Source organism: Amycolatopsis sp. CA-126428 (genome assembly GCF_002904335.1).
Classification (GTDB): Bacteria; Actinomycetota; Actinomycetes; order Mycobacteriales; family Pseudonocardiaceae; genus Amycolatopsis.
The window spans coordinates 1-1,713 of sequence record NZ_PPHF01000072.1 but is presented as its reverse complement, the minus strand read 5'-3'; the positions used below and the strand labels follow the sequence as shown (position 1 = coordinate 1,713).

Here is a 1,713-nt window from a genome sequence, read left to right as displayed (position 1 = left end):
CCGGACGTCGTCGGCGGGCAGGGGGACGGACATCATGCCGCCGGTGCCGGCGATGGTGGTGATGGCTTGGGAGCGCAGGGCGACGATCCTCGCGGAGTCGTCGAGGGTGAGGGCTCCGGCGATGTGGGCGGCGGCGATTTCGCCTTGGGAGTGTCCGACGACGGCGGTGGGCTCCACTCCGTAGTGCTGCCACAGCTTGGCCAGCGACACCATGACGGCCCAGAGGGCGGGCTGGATGACGTCGACGCGGTCCATGCCCGGCCCGTGGAGGACGTCGATCAGCGACCAGTCGACGTGGGGGCGCAGCGCTTCGGCGCAGGCGTCGAGATATCGGGCGAAGACCGGTGATTCGCGGTAGAGGTCGACGGCCATGCCGTCCCACTGGGAACCCTGGCCCGGGAACACGAACACCGGGCCGAGCTCGCCGGCCGGGGTACCGACGTGGAGATGGGCGGCGGGAAGCTCGTCCGCCAGCGCGGCCAATCCCGCCCGCAGCTCCTCCGGCGTGCTTCCGACGATCGCGGCGCGGTGGGCGAACCGGGTGCGGGTGGTGGCGAGGGAGTGGCCGACGTCGAGAGGATGTCCGTCCACTGAGGACAGGTTACGGGCTTGCTCGCGCAGGGCGCTTCCGGTGCGGCCGGAGAGGATCCACGGCACCGGCAGCGCCGGGAGTTCCCGCGGGGGGACTTCGGTGGCCGGCGGTTCTTCGAGGATGACGTGGGCGTTGGTGCCGGAGATGCCGAACGACGACACCCCCGCCCGGCGGACGCGGTCGCCGCGGCGCCAGGGGGTGGCCTCGGTCAGCAGCGAGACGGCCCCGGCGGCCCACTCCACGTGCGGCGACGGCTCGGCGGCGTGCAGGGTCTTCGGCAGGGTTTCGTGCCGCATCGCCTGCACCATCTTGATCACCCCGGCCACGCCGGCGGCCGCCTGCGTGTGCCCGAGGTTGGACTTCACCGAACCCAGCCACAGCGGCCGCTCGCGGTGGCGGCCGTAGGTGGCCAGCAAGGCGGTCGCCTCGATCGGATCACCCAGGGTCGTGCCCGTGCCGTGCGCCTCGACCACGTCAACGTCCGATGTGGACAGCTGCGCGTCGGCGAGCGCCTGTTCGATCACGCGTTCCTGGGCCGGGCCGTTGGGCGCGGTGAGCCCGTTGGACGCGCCGTCGGAGTTGATCGCGCTGCCGCGCAGCACCGCCAGCACCCGGTGCCCGTTGCGCTCGGCGTCGGAGAGCCGTTCCAGCAGGAGCAGGCCGGCACCTTCGGAGAACCCGGCGCCGTCGGCCGCCGCGCCGAACGACTTGCACCGGCCGTCCGGCGCCAGGCCGCGTTGGCGGCTGAACTCCAGGAACAGGCTCGGCGTGGGCATCACCGTCGCCCCACCGGCCAGGGCGAGGTCGCACGCCCGCGTGCGCAGCGCCTGGGCCGCCAGGTGCATCGCCACCAGGGAAGACGAGCACGCGGTGTCCACGGTCACCGCCGGGCCCTCCAGCCCCAGCGTGTAGGACACCCGGCCCGAAGCCACGCTCGTGGTGTTGCCGGTGAGGAAGTAGCCGTCGGTCGCCTCCGAGACACCCGGGACGTACTGGTTGTAGATGACACCGGTGTAGACGCCGGTCCGGCTGCCGCGGAGGGCTTGGGCGGTGATGCCGGCGTGTTCGAGGGCTTCCCAGGCGGTTTCGAGGAGGAGTCGTTGCTGGGGGTCGGTGGCGAG

The 1,713-nt window shown here is 72.6% G+C and carries 1 protein-coding gene; it reads right to left on the bottom strand.

From position 1 onward, the window contains the following. On the bottom strand, nucleotides 1-1,713 hold a 1,713-nt coding region (locus C2L58_RS18315), incomplete at both ends, for a type I polyketide synthase (protein WP_146073630.1).